Annotated in this window: 21 protein-coding genes; 14 read left to right on the forward strand and 7 right to left on the reverse strand. The window is 71.9% G+C overall.

Going from position 1 to position 20,140, the window contains the following annotated elements; translation table 11 throughout:
- Positions 1-96: 96 nt before the first annotated feature.
- Complete coding sequence (sepH, locus tag ACFVS6_RS06825; RefSeq protein WP_389701315.1) at positions 97-1,122, reverse strand: septation protein SepH; 1,026 nt, start codon at positions 1,120-1,122, stop codon at positions 97-99.
- A gap of 538 nt (positions 1,123-1,660) precedes the next feature.
- On the opposite strand from sepH, the gene ACFVS6_RS06830 reads away from it, so the two are divergent.
- Complete coding sequence (locus ACFVS6_RS06830) at positions 1,661-2,545, forward strand: hypothetical protein (protein ID WP_389701317.1); 885 nt, start codon at positions 1,661-1,663, stop codon at positions 2,543-2,545.
- Between the two features lie 20 nt (positions 2,546-2,565).
- On the opposite strand, the gene ACFVS6_RS06835 is transcribed toward ACFVS6_RS06830, so the two are convergent.
- Together ACFVS6_RS06835 and ACFVS6_RS06840 are read right to left on the reverse strand one after the other, a co-directional pair.
- Positions 2,566-3,903, reverse strand: coding sequence for a D-arabinono-1,4-lactone oxidase (locus ACFVS6_RS06835; RefSeq protein ID WP_389701318.1), 1,338 nt, complete (start codon positions 3,901-3,903; stop codon positions 2,566-2,568).
- Positions 3,845-5,110, reverse strand: a complete 1,266-nt coding sequence (locus ACFVS6_RS06840; protein ID WP_389701320.1) for an MFS transporter — start codon at positions 5,108-5,110, stop codon at positions 3,845-3,847. Before ACFVS6_RS06840 ends, ACFVS6_RS06835 begins: the two co-directional genes overlap by 59 nt.
- Before the next feature lie 196 nt (positions 5,111-5,306).
- On the opposite strand from ACFVS6_RS06840, the gene ACFVS6_RS06845 reads away from it, so the two are divergent.
- Both ACFVS6_RS06845 and ACFVS6_RS06850 read left to right on the forward strand, forming a co-directional pair.
- The gene (locus ACFVS6_RS06845) at positions 5,307-6,467 is read left to right on the forward strand and encodes a ferrochelatase (RefSeq protein ID WP_389701322.1); all 1,161 of its coding nucleotides are present in this window, start codon (positions 5,307-5,309) and stop codon (positions 6,465-6,467) included.
- A gap of 30 nt (positions 6,468-6,497) precedes the next feature.
- A complete protein-coding gene (locus ACFVS6_RS06850; RefSeq protein WP_389701323.1) occupies positions 6,498-7,301 on the forward strand; it encodes an inositol monophosphatase family protein in 804 nt (267 codons plus the stop codon).
- Positions 7,302-7,523: 222 nt separating this feature from the next.
- Here the strand turns inward: ACFVS6_RS06850 and ACFVS6_RS06855 are convergent, their stop codons facing one another.
- The gene (locus ACFVS6_RS06855) at positions 7,524-7,691 is read right to left on the reverse strand and encodes a hypothetical protein (RefSeq protein ID WP_389701325.1); all 168 of its coding nucleotides are present in this window, start codon (positions 7,689-7,691) and stop codon (positions 7,524-7,526) included.
- A gap of 254 nt (positions 7,692-7,945) precedes the next feature.
- Between ACFVS6_RS06855 and ACFVS6_RS06860 the strand changes: the two genes are divergently transcribed.
- The 4 genes from ACFVS6_RS06860 to ACFVS6_RS06875 all read left to right on the forward strand — a co-directional run bounded on the left by ACFVS6_RS06860 (position 7,946) and on the right by ACFVS6_RS06875 (position 11,475).
- The gene (locus ACFVS6_RS06860; RefSeq protein WP_281206972.1) at positions 7,946-8,599 is read left to right on the forward strand and encodes a response regulator transcription factor; all 654 of its coding nucleotides are present in this window, start codon (positions 7,946-7,948) and stop codon (positions 8,597-8,599) included.
- 5 nt (positions 8,600-8,604) lie between these two features.
- The gene (locus ACFVS6_RS06865) at positions 8,605-9,852 is read left to right on the forward strand and encodes a HAMP domain-containing sensor histidine kinase (RefSeq protein WP_319196980.1); all 1,248 of its coding nucleotides are present in this window, start codon (positions 8,605-8,607) and stop codon (positions 9,850-9,852) included.
- A gap of 383 nt (positions 9,853-10,235) precedes the next feature.
- Positions 10,236-10,532 (forward strand): DUF4193 domain-containing protein, encoded by a 297-nt coding sequence (locus tag ACFVS6_RS06870; protein ID WP_249768165.1) that lies wholly within the window; start codon positions 10,236-10,238, stop codon positions 10,530-10,532.
- Between the two features lie 10 nt (positions 10,533-10,542).
- Complete coding sequence (locus ACFVS6_RS06875; protein ID WP_389701328.1) at positions 10,543-11,475, forward strand: hypothetical protein; 933 nt, start codon at positions 10,543-10,545, stop codon at positions 11,473-11,475.
- Between the two features lie 32 nt (positions 11,476-11,507).
- Here ACFVS6_RS06875 and ACFVS6_RS06880 read toward each other — a convergent pair whose 3' ends face one another.
- Positions 11,508-11,978, reverse strand: a complete 471-nt coding sequence (locus ACFVS6_RS06880; protein ID WP_389701330.1) for a DUF3093 domain-containing protein — start codon at positions 11,976-11,978, stop codon at positions 11,508-11,510.
- Positions 11,979-12,036: 58 nt separating this feature from the next.
- On the opposite strand from ACFVS6_RS06880, the gene ACFVS6_RS06885 reads away from it, so the two are divergent.
- The 7 genes from ACFVS6_RS06885 to ACFVS6_RS06915 all read left to right on the forward strand — a co-directional run bounded on the left by ACFVS6_RS06885 (position 12,037) and on the right by ACFVS6_RS06915 (position 18,634).
- Entirely contained in the window at positions 12,037-12,621 is a 585-nt protein-coding gene (locus ACFVS6_RS06885; RefSeq protein ID WP_389701331.1) for a PaaI family thioesterase, read from the forward strand.
- Positions 12,621-13,166 (forward strand): dUTP diphosphatase, encoded by a 546-nt coding sequence (gene dut / locus ACFVS6_RS06890; RefSeq protein WP_389701332.1) that lies wholly within the window; start codon positions 12,621-12,623, stop codon positions 13,164-13,166. Before ACFVS6_RS06885 ends, dut begins: the two co-directional genes overlap by 1 nt.
- Before the next feature lies 1 nt (position 13,167).
- Positions 13,168-13,953, forward strand: coding sequence for a DUF3710 domain-containing protein (locus ACFVS6_RS06895; protein ID WP_389701334.1), 786 nt, complete (start codon positions 13,168-13,170; stop codon positions 13,951-13,953).
- 219 nt (positions 13,954-14,172) lie between these two features.
- Positions 14,173-16,770: a DUF4118 domain-containing protein gene (locus ACFVS6_RS06900; RefSeq protein ID WP_389701335.1), complete on the forward strand. Its 2,598-nt coding sequence runs from the start codon at positions 14,173-14,175 to the stop codon at positions 16,768-16,770.
- Entirely contained in the window at positions 16,767-17,453 is a 687-nt protein-coding gene (locus ACFVS6_RS06905; RefSeq protein WP_389701337.1) for a response regulator, read from the forward strand. Before ACFVS6_RS06900 ends, ACFVS6_RS06905 begins: the two co-directional genes overlap by 4 nt.
- Before the next feature lie 24 nt (positions 17,454-17,477).
- The gene (locus tag ACFVS6_RS06910) at positions 17,478-17,897 is read left to right on the forward strand and encodes an OB-fold nucleic acid binding domain-containing protein (protein WP_385689780.1); all 420 of its coding nucleotides are present in this window, start codon (positions 17,478-17,480) and stop codon (positions 17,895-17,897) included.
- 2 nt (positions 17,898-17,899) lie between these two features.
- Positions 17,900-18,634, forward strand: a complete 735-nt coding sequence (locus ACFVS6_RS06915) for a DUF3159 domain-containing protein (RefSeq protein WP_389701339.1) — start codon at positions 17,900-17,902, stop codon at positions 18,632-18,634.
- Positions 18,635-18,721: 87 nt separating this feature from the next.
- On the opposite strand, the gene ACFVS6_RS06920 is transcribed toward ACFVS6_RS06915, so the two are convergent.
- Positions 18,722-19,384 (reverse strand): TrkA family potassium uptake protein, encoded by a 663-nt coding sequence (locus tag ACFVS6_RS06920; RefSeq protein ID WP_267011663.1) that lies wholly within the window; start codon positions 19,382-19,384, stop codon positions 18,722-18,724.
- Positions 19,381-20,049 (reverse strand): potassium channel family protein, encoded by a 669-nt coding sequence (locus tag ACFVS6_RS06925; RefSeq protein ID WP_388896584.1) that lies wholly within the window; start codon positions 20,047-20,049, stop codon positions 19,381-19,383. Before ACFVS6_RS06925 ends, ACFVS6_RS06920 begins: the two co-directional genes overlap by 4 nt.
- Between the last annotated feature and the right edge of the window lie 91 nt (positions 20,050-20,140).

Consider the following 20,140-nt stretch of genomic DNA (forward strand, 5'->3'; position numbering starts at 1 on the left):
GGGGGGGGGGCCCGGGCCCGCCTGTGGGGGGGGGCGGGGGGGGGGGTGCGGGGCGGGGCGGGCCCGCCCCGGGGGGGGGCCCGGGCCGGGACCGCGCTACTCCTGCTTCTTGCGCCGGGTACCGAAGACGATCTCGTCCCAGCTGGGTACCGCCGCGCGTCGGCCCGGCCGGACGCCGTCGGCCTCGGCCTGACGGTCCGTCGTACCGGTGAGCCGGTCGCGGTGACCCGCCACCGTGCGCGGCATCAGCACGTCCGCGTACGCCGAACCGGCGCCCGCCGAAGCCGCCGGGGCGGGCGGCTCCTCCACCTCGATCTCCTCGACCGGTGCCTCGGGGCGCTCCGGGACGACCATGTCGCCGCGGAAACTCGGGACGGCTTCCAGCAGGCTGGTCAGCGTGTCCCGCTCCTCCTCGGGCTCGGGCGGAGGCGGGGTCCGGGAGTCGGGCCGTTCGAACTGGCGGTCCAGGGCCCGGTCGAGCGGCCTGTCCCGCGGCAGTCGGGCGATCCGCGGCACGAACGGGAAGCTCGGCTCCGGAGTCGCCGGCAGGTCGTCCGATTCGCCGATCAGGGACCGGGCCTCGTCGTCGACGGCCACGACCAGCCGGCGCGGCGGGTCGTACGTCCAGCTCGCCGAGTGCATCTCGGTGGCCACCCGGTAGACGAGGAGGACCTCCCAGGTGCCGTCGTCGCGGCGCCAGGAGTCCCACTGCACGGAGTCCTTGTCGGCCCCGCGCAGCGTGAGCCGTTCCTGTACGGCCTCGCCGAGTTGGGGTCCGGTGTTCTCGCCGGGGCGACGGACGGGCGTCTTTCGGGCGCGCTCCGCCATGAAGGCGCGTTCGGCGAGCACGGGACCCTCGAAGCGCCGGACCCGGTCGACGGGGATGCCGGCGAGCTGGGCGACCTCCTCCGCGGAGGCACCGGCTCGTATGCGGGCCTGGATGTCTCGGGGGCGGAGGTGGCTCTCCACCTCGATCTCGATCTGGTTCAGGCGCGCGCGGTCATTGCGCACGGCAGCCCGCAGCCGCTCATCGATCGGAAGCGTGTACTCCGTGCTGTCCGCAGCCTTGAGCACCAGTCGTGTGCCGTCATTTGAGACGGCCACGACACGCAGTTCGGGCATGGGGACCTCCCGGGTGGTGCCTGCCGACGTCACGTGCGTCGCTGCTTCCGCTAGTCGAGTGTGGCCTGCCCGGGTGCAGCCTGCCACAACCTTGCCGTGTTAAACCGGCGTGTCGGGCAAGCGCCCTTGATCGACGTTATGGCACGGTTACCTGTTGGGCACGCACAGTGACCAATTGATTACTGTGCGCAGCAGGAACCCGTGCGATACCGCGGCATCACCGGTCTTGAGTGCCGTTTCTCCATTAGTCGGCTCCCTCTCCCGAGCCCGGACATCCGTAAGGAAGGACGGCCCCAGGGCTCGCCACAGTACTCCATTCGGGCCACCTGGGTGGACCGCCGCGCCGCCGAACTTGTCCCGGGCGGCGGGAGTTGGGCTGCCCGAAATCGGGTCCGAATCCGGGCCGACCTGCGGGCGCGCCCGATTTCGGGTGTTGTGCTTCACAGAATCCCCAGAAACGGAACTTTCCCTTTCGCCCAGGTGTCAGTAACTGCTGACGGACCACGAGCGCGAGAGGCGTGACACACAGGGGATGGCGATGGGTCAGAAGACGGCAGGGGAAACCGGACCGGAGCGGGCGGACGACGGGAAGAAGCTCGATCTGAGCGTCGCGCAGATCGCGGGAACCTCCCTCGCCACGGTCGGGGCGGCGCTGCTCGCCTCGCAGCTCGGCGTCTACGGGACCATCGTCGGCGCCGGCGTGGTGAGCGTGGTCGCCACCGCCGGCGGGCCCGTCATCCAACACGTCTTCCGGCGCACCGGTGACCAGTTGCGCGAGGGCGCCCGCCCCAGGGGCCGTCAGGTCCCGTCGCGACAGGGGCAGGACGCCGGGACGGCGGTGCCGCCGATGGCCGCCGGGCCGTCGGGGGAGTTCGGCGACGCCACCGTGCACGGCACCCGCGTACGGGGCTGGAAGCGCACCGCCGTGGCGTCGGCGGCCGCCTTCGCCGTCGCCATCGGCGGACTCGGGACCTACGAGGCCGTCGCCGGCACCTCCGTGAGCAAGGGCGGCGACACGCTCCTGTCCGCCGGCACCCGCAAGGCCGCCGACCACCGCCCCGCCCCACCCGGGACCGGGCCGGGCGCGGGGGAGAAGGACGGCAAGCAGGGCGAGCACGGCGACGACGGCAGGAGCGGCAAGGAAGGGAAGGGCGCCGAGGACGGGAAGGGCGCCGGCGACGGGCGGACCCCCGGGTCCGGGAGTTCCCCGAGCCCCTCCCTCCCGGGCGGCGACGGGAGCGGCAGCCCCGCCCCCGACACCTCCGGCTCCGGGACCCCGTCCCCGCCGGCGTCCCCGTCCCCGCCGGTCACGCCGAGCGGCAAGCCGTCCGGGTCGGCGACACCAGTGCCGCCGCCGAAGCCCGGCGGCGGGGGCACCGGCGCCGACTCCGGGAAGGGGGCGGCGGAGCCGAGCGGCTCCTGACCGTCCGTCGGCGGATCCCGTCAGGCTCCCAGTACGCGCCGCAGGTAGTCGTTGCCGAAGAGCCGGTCGGGGTCGAGCCGGTCGCGCAGCGCGGTGAACTCGCCGAAGCGCGGGTAGACCCCGGCGAGGTACTCCGCCTCCCGGGTGTGCACCTTGCCCCAGTGCGGCCGCCCGCCGTACTCGGTGAAGATCCGTTCGGCCGCCGTGAAGTAGGCCTGGTACGGCGTGCCCCGGTACATGTGCACCGCGACGTAGGCGGTCTCGCGGCCCGAGGCCGTCGACAGGGCGATGTCGTCCGCCGGAGCCGTGCGCACCTCCACCGGGAAGCTGATCCGCAGCCCGGAACGCTCGACCGCGGCCTTCAACTCGCGCAGCGCGGCCACGGCGTTCTCCCGGGGCAGCGCGTACTCCATCTCCACGAACCGCACCCGCCGCGGGCTGGTGAACACCTTGTACGGGATGTCCGTGTAGGTGCGCGCGGAGAGGGCGCGGCTGGCCACCTTGGCGATGCCGGGAATGGCCGCGGGGACGGCGCGCCCGAGGGAGTTGACGGCCTGGAAGACGCCGTTGGACAGCAGCTCGTCCTCGATCCAGGCGCTGACCGGTCCGGGCGGGGCCGCCGGGCCCTGGCTGCGGTTGTTCCGCTTGGTGTTGCAGTTGTCCGTGTGCGGGAACCAGTAGAACTCGAAGTGCTCGTTCTCGGCGACGTGCTCCTCGAACTCGGCGGTCACCCGGTCGAAGCCCATGGGCTCCTCACGGGCGGTCAGGAAGAAGAGCGGCTCCACGGCGAAGGTCAGCGAGGTGACGATGCCGAGCGCGCCGATGCCGAGCCTGGCGGCCGCGAAGACCTCGCGGTTCTCCTTGTCGGAGCAGTGCAGCAACCTGCCGTCGGCGGTGACCAGTTCCAGGGCGCGGATCTGCGCGGCGATGGAGGCGGAGTCGCGGCCGGTGCCGTGCGTGCCGGTGCTGGTGGCGCCGGAGACCGTCTGCTCCATGATGTCGCCCATGTTCGTGAGCGACAGGCCCTGCGCCGCGAGGGCCAGGTTGAGGTCCTTCAGGACCGTGCCGGCCGCCACGGTGACCGTGCCGGCCGTCCGGTCGACCTCCGTGATGCCGGCCAGCGCCTGCGGGCGCACGAGGACACCGTCGGTCGCGGCCGCCGCGGTGAAGGAGTGGCCGGTGCCGACCGCCTTCACCCGCAGCCCCTCCTCGGCGGCCCGACGGACCGCCTCCTGAAGCTCCCCGACCGAGGTCGGGGTCACCACGCGCGTGGGCCTGGCCCGGACGTTGCCCGCCCAGTTACGCCACTCGGCCGGCCCGCTCTTCCCCGCCGTCCGCACTGTCGGTGTCTGCGCCATCGCTAGAGGGCTCCTCCCCTTGCGCCGGCCTCGTCAGCCGGCGGTAACCCGCGAACGCCACCGCCGCCGCGGCCGCTCCCGCCGTGATGGAGACGACGTACCCGCGCTGCGCGCCGGCCGCGTCGATGACCAGACCGGTCACCGAGGAGCCGACGGCGACGCCGACCGCGAGCCCGGTGCTGATCCAGGTCATGCCCTCGGTGAGCTTCGCGCGTGGTACGTGCGCCTCGATCAGGGCCATCGTGGTGATCATCGTGGGAGCGATGGCGAGGCCCGAGACGAAGAGCGCCGCGGCCAGAAACGGAAGGTTCCCGGCCAGTAGGAGGGGGATCATACTCACGGCCATCGCACATACGCCCAGTACCCAGCGCAGTTCGGTCCGCCCCTTGAGATGGAGCAGGCCGAACACGATTCCGGCGAGGCAGGAGCCGAGGGCCCAGATGGCGAGGATGAAGCTGGCCGAGGACTTGCTGCCCTGCTCCTCGGCGAACGCCAGGGTGGAGACGTCGATGGAGCCGAAGATCGCTCCGGTGGCCACGAACGTGGCCGCCAGCACCTGGAGGCCGGGGGAGCGCAGGGCCGAGGCGCGGTCGGTGTGCTCGCCGCGCGGGTGCGGCTCGGGCTCGGTGTCCCGCTGCGCGGTGAGCAGCCAGACGCCGACGAGCAGGCAGACGGCGGCGATCAGGGGGCCGGCCTCGGGGAACCAGGTCGTGGACAGCCCGATGGCGAGGATCGGGCCGAAGATGAAGCAGACCTCGTCCACCACGGACTCGAAGGAGTACGCGGTGTGCAGCTCGCGCGGGGACTCGCGGTAGATCGTGGTCCAGCGGGCGCGGACCATCGAGCCGACGCTGGGGACGCAGCCGGCGACGACGGCGCACACGAACAGGGTCCAGTCCGGCCAGCCGTTGGCCGCGGCCAACAGCATGACGGCCACGGCCAGTACGGAGACCAGCGTCGCGGGACGCAGTACGCGGCGCTGCCCGTACTGGTCCACGAGGCGGGATATCCGGGGGCCGAGGAAGGCGGCCGAGAGGGCGAGCGCGCCGGTCAGCGCGCTGGCCATCGCGTAGCGGCCGGTGATCTCGGAGATCATGGTGAGGATGCCGACGCCCACCATGGAGAGCGGCAGGCGGCCTATGAGGCCCGCGACGCTGAACCCTTTGGTGCCGGGAGCGGCGAAGATCGCGCGGTAGGGACTGGGCAAGGGATCTCCGTAAGGGACGTCATTCGCCCCTACAGGTTACGGGCGGCGGCGCGGCGCCCGCAGGGGCACCGCCCGCGGACCGGAGACCGGGACGGACTCGACTCGATGCGACTTAGGGTCACCTTATCTGCGCCGCGTCCGGGATGCGGACGCGGCCGCTTCTCGTCGGCGAACGCGTGGTGGCAGGATTCGAGGCATGTCAGACCAGCTCCGTGCCCCCGAAGCGCCCGTGGCCGAAGGCCTCGCCGCCCCCTACGACGCCCTCCTGCTGCTGTCCTTCGGCGGCCCCGAGGGCCCCGACGACGTCGTGCCGTTCCTGGAGAACGTCACGCGCGGGCGCGGCATCCCGCGCGAGCGGCTGAAGGAGGTCGGGCAGCACTACTTCGGCTTCGGCGGCGTCAGCCCCATCAACGGGCAGAACCGCGAACTGCTGGACGCCCTGCGCAAGGACTTCGCCGAGCACGGGCTGGACCTCCCGGTGTACTGGGGCAACCGCAACTGGGCGCCGTACCTGACCGACGTGCTGCGGGAGATGGCCGCCGACGGCCGTCGCCGCATCGCGGTCCTCGCGACCAGCGCGTACGCCTCGTACTCGGGCTGCCGGCAGTACCGGGAGAACCTGGCCGACGCGCTGGCCGCGCTGGCGGACGAGGGCGTGGCCGAACTGCCCCGGGTGGACAAGCTGCGGCACTACTTCAACCACCCGGGCTTCGTCCAGCCCATGATCGACGGCGTGCTCGCCTCGCTGGCCGGGCTGCCGGACGAGGTGCGCGACGGGGCCCACCTCGTCTTCACCACGCACTCCATCCCCACTGCGGCGGCCGACGCCTCCGGCCCGATCTCGGAGCACGGCGGGGGCGGGGCCTACGTCAAGCAGCACCTGGACGTCGCGAAGGTGATCGCGGACGCCGTGCGGGCGGAGACGGGCACCGAACGGCCCTGGGAGCTGGTCTACCAGTCCCGCAGCGGCGCCCCGCACATCCCGTGGCTGGAGCCGGACATCTGCGACCACCTGGAAGTCCTGCACGGCGCGGGCGCCCCGGCGGCCGTGATGGTGCCCATCGGCTTCGTGTCGGACCACATGGAGGTCCTGTACGACCTCGACACCGAGGCGACGGCGAAGGCGGCCGAACTGGGCCTGCCGGTCGCCCGGTCGGCCACGGTCGGCGCCGACCCGCGGTTCGCCGCGGCGGTGCGCGACCTGCTGCTGGAACGAGCCGCGGGTGAACGCGGCGAGAGCGTCGAGCGGTGCGCGCTCGGCCTGCTGGGAGCCGGTCACGACCTGTGCGCCGTGGGCTGCTGCCCCGCGCGGGCACCGCGGCCGGCGGCCGCGGGCGCCGACAGCCCTTACGCCTAGCCGACAGTCCTTACGCCCAGGGGAGAAACGTTGATTTCCGAAGAGCTCAAGGCCGAACTGCTGGACGTGGGCCTGGAGGCCGCCCGGCGGGCCGGGGCGCTCCTGCGGGACGGCCGCCCGGCCGACCTGTCGGTGGCCGCCACCAAGAGCAGCCCGATCGACGTGGTGACCGAGATGGACATCGCGGCCGAGAAGCTGATCACCGGCATCCTCGCGGAGCGCAGGCCCGCGGACGGGCTGCTGGGCGAGGAGGGCGCCGACAGCCCCGGGACCAGCGGGGTGCGCTGGGTCATCGACCCCCTCGACGGCACCGTGAACTACCTCTACGGGCTGCCCAGCTGGGGCGTGTCCATCGCGGCCGAGTACCGGGGCGAGACCGTGGTGGGCGTCGTCGAGGCGCCGATGCGCGGGGAGACGTTCCACGCCGTCCTCGGTGGCGGTGCCCGCCTGGGCACGGCCCGGCTGGCCTGCCGGGCCGCCGCGCCGCTGGACCAGGCGCTGATCGGGACCGGCTTCGGCTACGTCCAGGCCCGACGGGCCCACCAGGCCGAGGTCGCGGCGCGGATCATCCCGTTGGTGCGCGACATCCGCCGGGGCGGCTCGGCGGCCCTGGACCTGTGCGACGTGGCCGCCGGACGCCTGGACGGGCACTACGAGCGCGGGCTGAACCCCTGGGACCTGGCGGCGGGCGACCTGATCGCCCGCGAGGCGGGCGCCCTCAGCGGCGGCCGGCCGGGCGAACGGGCCTCCGGGGAACTGGCACTGGTGGCCACGCCGGCCGTCTTCGCCTCGCTCCAGCCGCTGCTGGAGGAGGCCGGGGCCTGGCACGACTGACGTACCGGGCGACGTACCGTACCCGGACCGCGCGACGGTCCGTCCCGAGCCGGGCCGGGCCGGGGAACGAGTCGGCCCCGGTCGCCGAACGCGGCGGCCGGGGCCGGAAGCTCTGGGTCAGGAGGTGCTGCGGTACTGCGGCTCTCGATGGTGCGTACTGCGGTGGTGCGGGGGTTCCGTGATCCGTGGGGCGGGTGCCCCGGGGGTCGGGGTGTTGCGGGGTCAGGCCGCCGTGACGGAGACGCCGTGCTCCGCCGCGAGCCGCTGGAGATCCTCCAGCTCGGCCTGTTCCACGTCCGCGAGGTGGTCGTCGCCCGTCTCCCGGGCCTTGCAGAGGTCCGACTGGGTGTTCCTGATGCGCTGCAGGAGACCCGCGCTGAATGCGTCCATGATGGGTGCGCCCCCTCTTCGTGGGTCGGCGACGGATGAGCGCGTGTCAATCCGCCGTCAAGGAATGGTTGGGGTGTGGTGAGGTCCTCCCCGGCACCCTGGGCACAGAAACCTCGTAGGACGAGGGAATCCTCACGTCCACTCCGCCCGCCCGCGGGCCCGCAAGGGCGCCTTACAGCCGGTTTACGGAAGAAACCGGCAGGATGGGCGGGCCATACACGTGTGCCCTCCTGGGCTCGAAGGAAGGAAACGACGTGCGCGTACTCGTCGTCGAGGACGAGCAGCTGCTCGCCGATGCGGTGGCCACCGGCCTGCGCCGGGAGGCCATGGCCGTGGACGTCGTGTACGACGGCGCCGCCGCCCTGGAGCGCGTCGGGGTGAACGACTACGACGTCGTCGTGCTCGACCGGGACCTTCCGCTGGTGCACGGCGACGACGTCTGCCGCAAGATCGTCGAGCTGGGCATGCCCACCCGGGTGCTCATGCTGACCGCCTCCGGGGACGTCAGCGACCGGGTCGAGGGACTGGAGCTCGGCGCCGACGACTACCTGCCCAAGCCCTTCGCCTTCACCGAGCTGACCGCCCGCGTGCGCGCCCTCGGACGGCGTACGACGGTCGCCCTGCCGCCCGTACTGGAGCGGGCCGGGATCAAGCTCGACCCGAACCGGCGCGAGGTGTTCCGGGACGGCCGGGAAGTGCAGCTGGCGCCCAAGGAGTTCGCGGTGCTGGAGGTCCTCATGCGCAGCGAGGGGACCGTGGTGTCCGCCGAGCAGCTCCTGGAGAAGGCCTGGGACGAGAACACCGACCCCTTCACCAACGTGGTCCGGGTGACCGTCATGACCCTGCGCCGCAAGCTGGGCGAGCCGCCGGTCATCGTGACCGTCCCCGGTTCGGGATACCGGATCTGACGCGGGTGGCAGCGACCCCGGCGCCACCGGCGGCGCCACCGAAACCGACCTGGGACCCCGGCCAGCCCGAGGGTCCCTTCCCGTGGCTGCGCCCGACCATCCGGATACGGCTCACGCTGCTGTACGGCGGCATGTTCCTGATCGCGGGCATCCTGCTGCTGTCGATCATCTACCTGCTGGCCGCACAGGCCCTGCGGGAGGGCAACGCGCTCCCGTTCAAGATCGTCGGCGGGCAGAAGGTCGAGGTCTCCAGCAGCACCTGTCCGGGCGTGGTGGGCATCGACCAGTCCTTCGACCAGTTCAACGCCGCCATCGGCAAGTGCATCCTCGAACAGCGCCGGCACGCGCTGGACGACCTGCTGAGCCGGTCGCTGATGGCCCTGCTGGGCCTCAGCATCATCGCCTTCGCCTTCGGTTACGCGATGGCCGGCCGGGTGCTCTCGCCGCTGGGCAAGATCACTCGTACCGCCCGTCGGGTCGTCGGTTCCGACCTGACCCGGCGGATCGAGCTGGACGGGCCGGACGACGAGCTGAAGGAGCTCGCCGACACCTTCGACGAGATGCTCGACCGCCTGGAGCGGGCCTTCACGGCGCAGCAGCGCTTCGTGGCCAACGCCTCGCACGAGCTGAGGACCCCGCTGGCCATCAACCGGACGCTGCTGGAGGTGCACCTCTCGGATCCCGGGGCGCCGGTGGAACTCCAGCAGCTGGGCAAGACGCTGCTGGCCACCAACGAGCGCAGCGAGCAGCTGGTCGAGGGCCTGCTGCTGCTGGCCCGCAGCGAGAACCAGATCGTCGAGCGCAAGCCCGTGGACCTGGCGGAGGTCGCCTCGCGCGCCATCGACCAGGCGCGCGGGGAGGCCCAGGCGAAGGGCGTGGAGATCCGCGGCGAGCGCGCGCTCGCGGTGGTCCAGGGCAACGGCGTCCTGTTGGAGCGGATCGCCCTCAACCTGGTGCAGAACGCCGTCCGGTACAACGTTCCGGAGGGCGGCTGGGTGGAGGTCACGACCGAGGCCCAGCACGGTCAGGCGGTGCTCCTGGTATCGAACACGGGTCCCGTTGTTCCCGCGTACGAGGTGGACAACCTCTTCGAGCCCTTCAGGCGGCTGCGTACGGAGCGAACGGGCAGTGACAAGGGTGTGGGGCTCGGTCTGTCGATCGCGCGCTCCGTGGCCCGCGCCCACGGCGGGCGCATCCAGGCGACGCCCCGCGAGGGTGGTGGCCTGGTGATGCGTGTCACGTTGCCCCTTTGATCCACTCGGGGTCGCGTTCGCTGTGAGCGGAACGGCTTGGAGGGATGATGGATGGTAGTTGTGTGATCGATCACATTGTCGAGTGTCGGGTCATGTGCGTTCAGTGACCCATGGGCGGCCGGAAAGCCCGGGAAGTCCGGGTTTCCGGCCCCCCTGATGGCGGGAAATACACGGGGTGGCGTTTGTGCAAGACGGCCCCCGGACCGTGTACGGTCCCGGTCGTCATCCCAGCTACAAGCCCTTCGGGCGTGCGGCTGGGTGTCGATTGAGTAACAGACCTTGATGTGAGGCAAAATCTCCGCCTCAGGTCGGGCACAAGTCCGGCCTCTCGCGCGTTACGTGCGCTGAGACACCGCTAAATCCCAGAGGGGGAGAGCGAAAAAATGGCAACGGACTACGACACCCCACGCAAGACCGACGATGACGTCGACAACGACAGCATTGAGGAGCTGAAGGCCCGGCGCAGCGAGAAGTCCTCGTCCAGCGTCGACGTCGACGACTTCGACGGGGCCGAGAGCCTCGAACTGCCCGGCGCGGACCTTTCCAACGAGGAACTGGCCGTCCGGGTCCTTCCCAAGCAGGCCGATGAGTTCACCTGCATGAGCTGCTTCCTGGTGCACCACCGCAGCCAGCTGGCGCGCGAGAAGAACGGTCAGCCGATCTGCCGCGACTGCGACTGAGGCCTCGGCCGTGACGGGCTCGACGCCATTTCGGAAGCGACGCTTTCGTAAATCCGGTGGTCAGGCGGAGACGCAGGCGGCAGCCACGGGCCCGGAAACGGGTCCTGGGGCCTCCGGCGGCTCGGCCATCGAGAGGACTGCCGTGCCCAGCGACACCGCCCCCGCGGTGCCGTCGGACACGGACGTCGACGACAAGCCCCGGCGTGCGTCCGGGGTGCGTCCGGTACAAGCCGTCAAGAACGGTGTGCGCAGGGGCGGCGATAGCGCGAAGGCCGTCGCCCTGTACATCAGCGACCGCGTCATCGAGAACGCACCGCGCGTTCCGGTACGGGACCTCGCGACACTGCGCGCGCAGTTCCCGGGCCTGGGTCCCGATCAGCTTGCCGACAAGCTGATCGCCGGGGCCGCCAACGCCACGTCCACCGTGGGCGCGGGCATCGGGGCCGCGGCGATGCTGCCGGTTCCGCCCGCGATGCCGGCGGAACTGGCCGCGGAGATCACGGGCGTGGCGGTGATCGAGCTGAAGCTCATCGCCGAACTCCACGAGGTCTACGGACTCCGCCCCCCGGGGAACCTGAAGGACCGCAGCCTCGCCTACCTCACGTCGTGGACGGAGGAGCGCGGGGTCGACCTGACCAAGCCGACGACGCTCAACGTGGCGCTCGGCGGTCAGATGAAGCGCGAACTGCGCCAACAGATCATGAAGCGGATGTTCCGCAACCTGCCGAACCTGATGCCCTTCATGGTGGGTGCCGCCGTCGGCGCCGTCATGAACCGCAAGGACACCAGGAAACTCGCCGAGAAGGTGCGTGGGGACCTGCGCGGCCGCGCCGTGCCCTGGAGTGCCCTCACGACCCTGCCGCCCCTGGAGAGGCCCTCTGAGCCCCTTCCCGAGGCCGCCAGGATCGCGCTCGAAGGCCGCCCGGCACGCGGCGACGACTGAGGCCGGCCCCCGAAGGGCGCCGGCCCGTCCCCTCAGGCCCCGGTGGGGCCGCCCTTCGCCGCGCGGATCGCCTCCGACAGCGCCTGCGGCTCGCGGGTGGAGACGTAGACGTACGGGGTCGGGTCCGTCGGGTCGGTGACCTCGACGCGGACCGCGGTGGGCACGTAGCTGCGCATCAGCATGAACGCCCGGGTGTCGGCCTTGTACGTGCGCCAGGCACGGGCCTCCTCCGCTTCCAGGACCTCGGGTTCGCCCAGGGCCGTCACCGGGATCCGGGCGGTGCCCGCCGCCAGCGAGCCGTTCACCACGCGCACGCGCGCGGAGCCGTACGAACTCACCAGCAGACCCGTCAGCGCCGAGCCGCCGATGAGCCCCACGAGCAGCGGCGTCGTCCCGAGCGGGAAGAGCATCAGCGCGCACGCGATGCCCGCCAGCACGACGATGCCCCACCAGGAGCGGGGGGCTGACAGGCGTTCGTCGTGGTGCGCGGAGGAGAGCTGCATACGGGCAAGCCTGCCACGAGGCGACCGGCGGGTAGCCGCGCGGGTAAGGTCTGCGGCTGTGAGTGGACGAAACACAGCGTTGACGCCCCCGGCGGATGCCGCCGCACCGGTCCGGCACCCCGACGCGCCGGCACCCGGTGAACTCCTCGGCGCGCACTACGAACACTGTTTCGGCTGCGGCGGCGGGCAGCCGCACGGCCTCCACCTGGAGGCGCGCGCCGGCGAGGGCGTGCGCGTCACCGCCGAGTTCACCGTCCGTCCCGCTCATCAGGGCGCCCCCGGCCTCGCCCACGGCGGCGTACTGGCCACCGCGCTCGACGAGACGCTGGGCTCCCTGAACTGGCTGCTGCGGCTCATAGCCGTCACCGGCCGGTTGGAGACCGACTTCCTGCGGCCCGTCCCCGTGGACACCGTGCTGTACCTGGAGGCCGAGGTCACCGCCGTGGCCGGGCGGAAGATCTACTCCACGGCCGTGGGCCGGATCGGCGGCCCGCAGGGCCCCGTCGCGGTCCGCGCGGACGCCCTCTTCATCGAAGTGAAGGTCGACCACTTCATCGACAACGGTCGGCCCGAGGAGATCCGGGCGGCGATGGCCGACCCGGACCAGGTCAGGCGCACACGCGCCTTCGAGGTGAACCCCTGATGTCCCAGAACACCCATGCGCCCCGCCATGACGTCGACGTGCTGATCCGCCGCGTCGACCCCGAGGTGCCCCTGCCCGCCTACGGTCACCCCGGTGACGCCGGCTGCGACCTGGTCACCACCGTGGCCGCGGAACTGGAGCCCGGGGAGCGGGCCGTGCTGCCCACCGGCGTCTCCATCGCCCTGCCCGACGGGTACGCCGCGTTCGTCCACCCCCGCTCCGGCCTGGCCGCCCGCTGCGGGCTCGCGCTCGTGAATGCCCCGGGGACGGTGGATGCCGGGTACCGTGGGGAAATCAAGGTGATCGTGGTCAATCTCGACCCGCGCGAGAGCGTCAGGTTCGAGCGTTTCGACCGCATTGCCCAGCTGGTTGTCCAGCGGGTCGAGAAGGTGCGCTTCCACGAGGTGGAGGAGCTTCCCGGCTCGGCCCGGGCCGACGGGGGGTTCGGCTCCACCGGCGGTCATGCGGCCGTGGCCGGATCCGGCGCTGGTCAGCAGGGTGGGAATGGCTACGCTTCGGTCGTAACCGACCGGGAAGGACAGTGACGTGTTCGGACGTCGCAAGAAGAACGACTCCGTCAAGGACGGCGGCGCGGCCGAGCAGGTCGACGGCGTGCGCGCCGATGAGCCGGACGACGACGCGGGCGAGCTCGACTCCGCCAAGCCGCGCAGGATGAACCTGCCGCCGGCCCCCCGGCCCGACGGCCCGTGGGACGTCGCCGAGGTGCTCGGCGACCCGGCCGACGGCCGCGTCGACCTGGGCGGCATCCTCGTGCCCGGTGTCGAGGGCATGGAACTGCGCGTCGAGGTCGCCGGTGACGCGATCGTGGCCGCCACCGTGGTCCTCGGGGACAGCGCGGTGCAGCTGCAGGCCTTCGCCGCCCCCAAGAAGGAGGGCATCTGGGGCGAGGTCCGTGACGAGATCGCCACGGGCATCACCCAGCAGGGCGGCATCATCGACGAGGTCCAGGGCCCCCTCGGCTGGGAACTGCGGGCCCAGGTGCCCGTACCCCTGCCGGACGGCCAGACCGGCGCCCAGCTGGTGCGCTTCATCGGCGTCGACGGTCCCCGCTGGTTCCTGCGCGGTGTCATTTCCGGCCAGGGCGCGGTGCGCCCCGAGTCGGCCGGCGTGCTGGAGCAGATCTTCCGGGACACCGTCGTGCTGCGCGGCGACGGCCCGATGGCCCCCCGCGATCCCATCGTCCTGAAGCTGCCGAACGACGCCCAGATGGTGCCGGACGGCGTGCAGACGGCCGAGGACCAGGAGGGCTCCCGCTTCTCCGGCGGCATGGGCCAGCTGGAGCGCGGCCCGGAGATCACCGAAGTCCGCTGATCCCACGAGCAGTCCGCCGACGACGGGCGGGTCGCGTTCCTCCGGGGGCGGGGCCCGCCCGCGCGCGTTCGTGGCGGCCCGCCCGCCCGGCGGCCCGCGTCGTCGCGGGCGGTGGCGGGCCCGTGCGGTGGGGCACGCCCGCGTAAGGGATGCGTCAGGGATGGGTGGACGGCGGCCCATCGGTGCGTGAACCGCGCGGAAGTCCCCGAGAATGAGCGCATGGGACGCGGCAGGCTAAGGATCTATCTCGGCGCGGCGCCCGGCGTGGGCAAGACGTACGCCATGCTCTCGGAGGGCCACCGCCGGGTGGAACGGGGCGGCGACTGCGTCGTCGGCTTCGTCGAACACCACGGGCGACCGCGCACCGAGGTCATGCTGCACGGCCTCGAACAGGTCCCGCGCGGGGAGCTGGTGCACCGGGGCGCCGCCTTCACGGAGATGGACGTGGACGCGCTGCTCGCCCGCCGCCCCGCCGTGGCGCTGGTGGACGAGCTGGCCCACACCAACGTGCCCGGTTCGCGCAACGCCAAGCGCTGGCAGGACGTGGAGGAACTCCTGCGGGCCGGCATCGACGTCGTGTCCACGGTGAACATCCAGCACCTGGAGTCCCTCGGGGACGTCGTCGAGTCGATCACGGGCGTCCGGCAGCGGGAGACCGTACCGGACGAGGTGGTGCGGCGGGCCGACCAGGTCGAGCTCGTCGACATGTCCCCGCAGGCCCTGCGCCGGCGGATGGCGCACGGCAACATATACAAGCCCGACAAGGTCGACGCGGCCCTGTCCAACTACTTCCGCCCGGGCAACCTCACCGCGCTGCGCGAGCTCGCGCTGCTGTGGGTGGCCGACCGGGCCGACGAGTACCTCCAGCAGTACCGGGGCGAGCACGACATCCGCTCCACCTGGCAGGCGCGCGAGCGGATCGTCGTCGGGCTCACCGGCGGGCCTGAGGGCCGCACGCTGATCCGCCGCGCCTCCAGGATGGCGGCGAAGGGTTCCGGCAGCGAGATCCTCGCCGTCTACATCGCCCGCAGCGACGGCCTGACATCGGCCTCCCCGAAGGAGCTCGCGGTCCAGCGGACCCTGGTCGAAGACCTGGGCGGAACGTTTCACCATGTGATCGGGGACAACATTCCCGAGGACCTCCTCGCCTTCGCCCGCGGGGTCAACGCCACCCAGATCGTCCTCGGCTCCAGCCGCCGCAAGGCCTGGCAGTACGTCCTCGGTCCCGGCGTCGGCGCCACCGTCGCCCGCGACTCCGGCCCCGACCTCGACGTCCACATCGTCACCCACGAGGAGGTCGCCAAGGGGCGCGGACTGCCCGTGGTCCGCTCGGCCGCCCGCCTCGGCCGGCCCCGCATCGTCGCCGGATGGCTGGTCGGGGCGCTCTGCCCGGTCCTGCTGTGCATCCTCCTCACGCACATCGACGCCGATCCCGGCCTCGCCAACGACATGCTGCTGTTCCTGGCGCTGACGGTGGCGTCCGCGCTGCTCGGCGGCCTCTGGCCGGCCCTCGCGTCCGCCGCGATCGGCTCGCTGCTGCTGAACTACTTCTTCGCCCCGCCGCTGCACCGGCTCACCGTCTCGGACCCCCGGAACATCATGGCCATCGCGGTCTTCTTCGGGGTCGCCGTGTCCGTCGCCTCCGTGGTCGACCTCGCCGCCCGGCGCACGCACCAGGCCGCCCGGCTGCGCGCCGAGTCCGAGATCCTGTCCTTCCTCGCCGGGAGCGTGCTGCGCGGCGAGACCGCCCTGGGCGCGCTGCTGGAGCGGGTCCGCGAGACCTTCGCGATGGAGTCCGTCGCCCTCCTGGAGCGGCAGGGCGACGTCGAACCCTGGACCAGGGCCGGCAGCGTCGGCCCCAACCCGGCGGCCCGGCCCGAGGACGCCGATGTCGACATGCCGATCGGCGACCACATGGCGCTCGCGCTGTCCGGGCGGGTCCTGCCCGCCGAGGACCGCCGCGTGCTCGGCGCCTTCGCCGCCCAGGCCGCCGTCGTACTGGACCGCCAGCGGCTCGTCGGCGAGGCCGAGGAGGCCCGCCGGCTGGCCGAGGGCAACCGGATCAGGACCGCGCTGCTCGCCGCCGTCAGCCACGACCTGCGCACGCCGCTCGCCTCCATCAAGGCCTCCGTCAGCTCCCTGCGCTCCGATGACGTGGAGTGGTCCGAGGAGGACCGGGCGGAACTCCTGGAGGGGATCGAGGACGGCGCCGACCGGCTCGACCACCTCGTGGGCAACCTGCTCGACATGTCCCGGCTCCAGACGGGGACGGTGACCCCGCTGATCCGGGAGATCGACCTCGACGAGGTGGTCCCGATGGCGCTGGGCGGCGTACCGGAGGACAGCGTGCTGCTCGACGTGCCCGAGACCCTGCCCATGGTGGCGGTGGACCCCGGGCTGCTGGAGCGCACCGTGGCCAACGTGGTGGAGAACGCCGTCAAGTACAGCCCGGCCGGTCATCCCGTGCTCGTCGCCGCCAGTTTCCTCGGCGACCGGGTCGAGGTACGGGTCGTCGACCGCGGCCGCGGAGTCCCCGACGAGGCCAAGGACCGCATCTTCGCCCCCTTCCAGAGGTACGGGGACGCCCCGCGCGGCGCCGGGGTGGGCCTCGGGCTCGCGGTCGCCCGGGGGTTCGCCGAGGCCATGGGAGGAAGCCTCGCCGCCGAGGACACCCCCGGCGGAGGGCTCACCATGGTGCTGACCCTGCGCGCGGCCGGTCCCGGAGCCGGAGCCCCGCGCGCGGACACGCCGGCACACCCCGAACGCGTGGACACGGCAGCAGCACACCCCGAACGACAGAAAGCAGGACCCCAATGACCCGGGTGCTCGTGGTGGACGACGAACCGCAGATCGTCCGAGCCCTCGTGATCAACCTCAAGGCGCGCCGGTACGAGGTCGACGCGGCCTCCGACGGCGCGGAAGCCCTGGAGCTCGCGGCCGCGCGCCACCCCGACGTGGTCGTCCTCGACCTCGGGCTGCCCGACATGGACGGCATCGAGGTGATCAAGGGGCTGCGCGGCTGGACCCGGGTGCCGATCCTCGTCCTCTCCGCCCGCCACACCTCCGACGAGAAGGTCGAGGCGCTCGACGCGGGCGCCGACGACTACGTCACCAAGCCGTTCGGCATGGACGAGCTGCTGGCCCGGCTCCGCGCCGCCGTCCGCCGGGCCGAGCCCGCGGCCGGGGCGGGCGGGGACGAGGTGGTCGTGGAGACCGAGGGGTTCACCGTGGACCTCGCCGCGAAGAAGGCGGTGCGCGCGGGACGCGACGTACGCCTCACCCCCACCGAGTGGCACCTGCTTGAAGTGCTGGTGCGCAACGGCGGCAAGCTGGTCAGCCAGAAGCAGCTCCTCCAGGAGGTCTGGGGGCCCTCCTACGGCACGGAGACCAACTACCTGCGGGTCTACATGGCGCAGCTGCGCCGCAAGCTGGAGGCGGACCCCTCGCACCCGCGGCACTTCATCACCGAACCGGGCATGGGATACCGCTTCGAGAGGTAGCGGGGGCGCCGGTACGCTTCCTGTATGAGTGCTGAACCGCGTCCAGACAAGCCCCCGAAGCCGGCGAAGCCGGCGGGCCGGTTCCGCCGGATGATGGAGCGGCTTTCCACCTCCCAGGAGGAGCTGCATTCGGCAGAACTGCAGGAGGACGCAGAGGCCGCGGGGTGTACGCGGATCTGCGACTGCCACGACCGCCAAATAGTCAAGGTGACCGGGACCCTGCGGACCGTCACCCTGCGGCCGCGCGCGGGCGTACCCGCACTGGAAGCGGAACTGTTCGACGGCTCGGCCGCGCTGGACGTGGTGTGGCTCGGCCGTCGCTCGATCGTGGGAATCGAGCCCGGGCGGCGCATGATCGCCTCCGGGCGGATCTCGATGAGTCATGGGCGCCGGGTGCTCTTCAACCCGAAGTACGAACTCCGACCGCTCGGACAGGAGCACTGACGGTGACGTCACTCGACAAACCCACCACGCCCGAGGGCAGCCCGGTGGGGGACGACCAGAAGGCCGTGACCCAGGCGGCGCTGTTCGACGCCTTCGGCGGCATCCGCGGGACCGTGGAGACGATGCTCCCCGGCCTGCTGTTCGTCATGATCTACACGATCAACAAGGACGTGAAGTCGTCCGCCATCGCGGCGGGCGCGGTCGCCGTCCTCCTCGTGATCGTGCGGCTGCTGCGCAAGGACACCGTCAAGCACGCGTTCAGCGGCGTCTTCGGCGTCGGCGTGGGCGTGGCCTTCGCCCTTTTCACCGGCGACGCCAAGGGCTTCTACCTGCCCGGCATGATCTACGGCGCCGGACTGGGCGTCGCGTTCACCGTCTCCGCGCTGCTCGGCTTCCCGCTGCTCGGCGTGGTGCTCGGACCGGTCTTCAAGGAGAACCTGTCCTGGCGCACCCGCAATCCCGGGCGCAAGAAGGCGTACACGAAGGCCAGCCTGGCCTGGGGCCTGATCTTCCTCGCCAAGTACGCGATCCTCTTCCCGCTGTACTGGTGGGGCGACGCGACCCAGCTGGGCTGGGTGCTCATCGCGCTCAAGCTCCCGCCGATGGTGCTGGCCGTGTACTTCACCTGGCTGTTCCTGGCGAACGCCCCGGCGCCGATCGACGTCATCGCCGAGTACGAGGCCCAGGAGGCGGCCGAGAAGGCCGCCAAGGCCGCCGCGCGCGAGCGCGGGGTCTGACCTCCGGGCCCGGGCAGCGGCGGGTACGCCGAAGGGGCGGAGCGGCCTGATGGCTGCTCCGCCCCTTCGGCGTACCGGTTCCGGGCGTCAGTTCCGGGCCTGAAGGAGGTCCTCCAGCTGTTCCTCACGGGCCTGGGCCGCCACGAACAGCAGTTCGTCGCCGGGCTCCAGGGTCTCCTCGCCGTGCGGGGTGAGGACGCGGTTGCCGCGGATGATCGTGACGAGCGAGGTGTCCTCGGGCCAGGCGATCTCGCTGATCTGGGTGCCGGCGACCGAGGAGTCGGGCGGCAGGGTCAGCTCGACCAGGTTGGCGTCGCCGTGGCTGAAGCGGAGCAGCCGCACCAGATCGCCGACGCTGACGGCCTCCTCGACGAGCGCGGACATCAGGCGGGGCGTGGAGACGGCGACGTCGACGCCCCAGGACTCGTTGAAGAGCCACTCGTTCTTCGGGTTGTTGACGCGCGCCACGACCCGGGGGACCCCGTACTCCGTCTTGGCGAGCAGGGAGACGACGAGGTTGACCTTGTCGTCTCCGGTGGCGGCGATGACCACGTTGCAGCGCTGCAACGCGGCCTCGTCGAGCGAGGTGATCTCGCAGGCGTCGGCCAGCAGCCACTCCGCCTGCGGCACCCGCTCCACGGAGATGGCGGTGGGAGCCTTGTCCACGAGGAGGACCTCGTGGCCGTTCTCCAGCAGCTCGCCCGCGATGGAGCGGCCCACGGCGCCGGCTCCGGCGATCGCGACCCTCATGCGTGTGCCTCCTCGGGACCTTCGGCGAAGGCCGCCTCAACCTTGTCGATCTCGTCCGTGCGCATCATCACGTGGACGAGGTCGCCCTCCTGGAGGACGGTCTGTGAAGTCGGCAGCATCGCCTCGCCCAGCCGGGTGAGGAACGCGACGCGGACACCGGTCTCCTCCTGGAGCCGGCTCACCTTGTGACCGATCCAGGCGGTGGAGGTGTGCACCTCGGCGAGCTGCACACCGCCGCTCGGGTCGCGCCACAGGGGCTCGGCGCCCGACGGCAGCAGCCGGCGGAGCATCTGGTCGGCGGTCCACCGCACGGTCGCGACGGTGGGGATGCCGAGTCGCTGGTACACCTCGGCGCGCTTGGGGTCGTAGATGCGGGCGGCGACGTTCTCGACGCCGAACATCTCGCGGGCCACGCGCGCGGCGATGATGTTGGAATTGTCACCGCTGCTGACGGCCGCGAAGGCTCCGGCGTCCTCGATCCCGGCCTCTCGCAGCGTGTCCTGGTCGAAGCCGACACCGGTGACGCGACGACCGCCGAACGATGCTCCGAGCCGACGGAATGCGGTGGGGTCCTGGTCGACGACAGCGACCGTATGCCCCTGCTGTTCCAGGGTCTGCGCGAGGGCGGAGCCCACTCTTCCGCAGCCCATGATGACGATGTGCACGGCCGTCCTTCCGGCTGACAGCGACTCGCTGGTTTCCAGCCTCATTGCATGCTCTGGCTAAACAGGGTCTCAGACCATGGCCCAAGCTACA

Origin of the sequence: Streptomyces sp. NPDC057939, from assembly GCF_042887545.1 — a bacterium.
Classification (GTDB): domain Bacteria; phylum Actinomycetota; class Actinomycetes; order Streptomycetales; family Streptomycetaceae; genus Streptomyces.